Source organism: Bacillus sp. JUb11, from assembly GCF_024807925.1.
In the GTDB taxonomy this organism is placed as follows: domain Bacteria; phylum Bacillota; class Bacilli; order Bacillales; family Bacillaceae; genus Bacillus; species Bacillus altitudinis.
In genome coordinates this window covers 1-1185 of the sequence record NZ_JANUEZ010000022.1, presented here as the reverse complement: position 1 = coordinate 1185, position 1185 = coordinate 1, and the positions used below count along the sequence as shown (strand labels likewise).

3 tRNA genes and 1 rRNA gene are annotated in these 1185 nt (G+C 37.9%); all 4 read right to left on the bottom strand.

What is annotated here, in order from left to right:
* Positions 1-16 precede the first annotated feature (16 nt).
* Positions 17-92 (bottom strand) — tRNA-Lys (locus M2369_RS19330).
* A gap of 37 nt (positions 93-129) precedes the next feature.
* Positions 130-205: transfer RNA gene (locus M2369_RS19325), tRNA-Thr, on the bottom strand.
* A 33-nt stretch (positions 206-238) separates the two neighbouring features.
* A tRNA-Val gene (locus tag M2369_RS19320) sits at positions 239-314 on the bottom strand.
* Positions 315-1096: 782 nt separating this feature from the next.
* A 5S ribosomal RNA gene (gene rrf, locus M2369_RS19315) occupies positions 1097-1185 on the bottom strand; the annotation flags it as partial.

The window sequence follows — 1185 nt, the reverse complement described above, 5'->3', positions numbered from 1 at the left end:
CACACCCGCATGAAAATGGTGAGCCATGAAGGACTCGAACCTTCGACCCTCTGATTAAAAGTCAGATGCTCTACCAACTGAGCTAATGGCTCGCTCTTAAAGCGACTTGTCTATCTTACCATATGAAAGTGGTGCCGGCAAGAGGACTTGAACCCCCAACCTACTGATTACAAGTCAGTTGCTCTACCAGTTGAGCTACACCGGCTTTATCTATCCTAACATTATGTAAGAATAAATATGGTGGAGGATGACGGGCTCGAACCGCCGACCCTCTGCTTGTAAGGCAGATGCTCTCCCAGCTGAGCTAATCCTCCATATTATGTCGTTTCGAATGTCTCTCGATCTGACAAATAGTATTATATAACGATAAGATATTGTTTGTAAAGACTTTTTTAAAATAATTTTTGAATTTATTTTAAAGCTATTTTTTCACATCTTTTCGTTAAGGCACCTAAAGAAGTTTACCACTTGTCTCTTCATTTTAAAAGTCTTTTTTTCATTTTTTTATGTTTTTTTGTTAAAAAGGGCATTAATAGCGCTTTTTCAATGTAAAAACAGCTCTTTTAAAGCTGAAAAATGTTTGTTTTATTCCTTAAATCCTCAGATAACGTGCATATAGAAACGAATTTTTTTATTATTTTATTTTTCCGAGAAACTATTTTGTATATTTGCTTTATATTAAATTGATCCTGGCCATTTTCCAAAAATTCGTCTCAATGTTCCCTTGCCTCATCAAACATTGTGGTGCTTAACTCAAATCTTCCTCCTCTCTCTCATTAGCAAACCAAGATGCCCTTTGCTCTCTTATGTAGGTTTCAATGATCTAGCAGCAAGCGCAGTTCGCTACATATGGTTGCCAGAGGAGAAGATCCTTTTTAGACATGTTTACTCTTTCGATGTTGACTCTTAGCAAGATGAGCGAGCGACGAGATTGGATGATAAGAATTTTATAGAATGTCTAGAATTCCAGTGAAAGGGATGAAATGAATGAGTTATTGAGAATGTAGTGAAAGACCACTATTTTCAATATAAATAGATATATCATTTATTAAAACACAAAAAAGACCAGTTCCGACTGGAACTGATCCTTTGACAAGCTTGGCGGCGTCCTACTCTCACAGGGGGAAACCCCCAACTACCATCGGCGCTGAAGAGCTTAACTTCCGTGTTCGGTATGGGAACGGG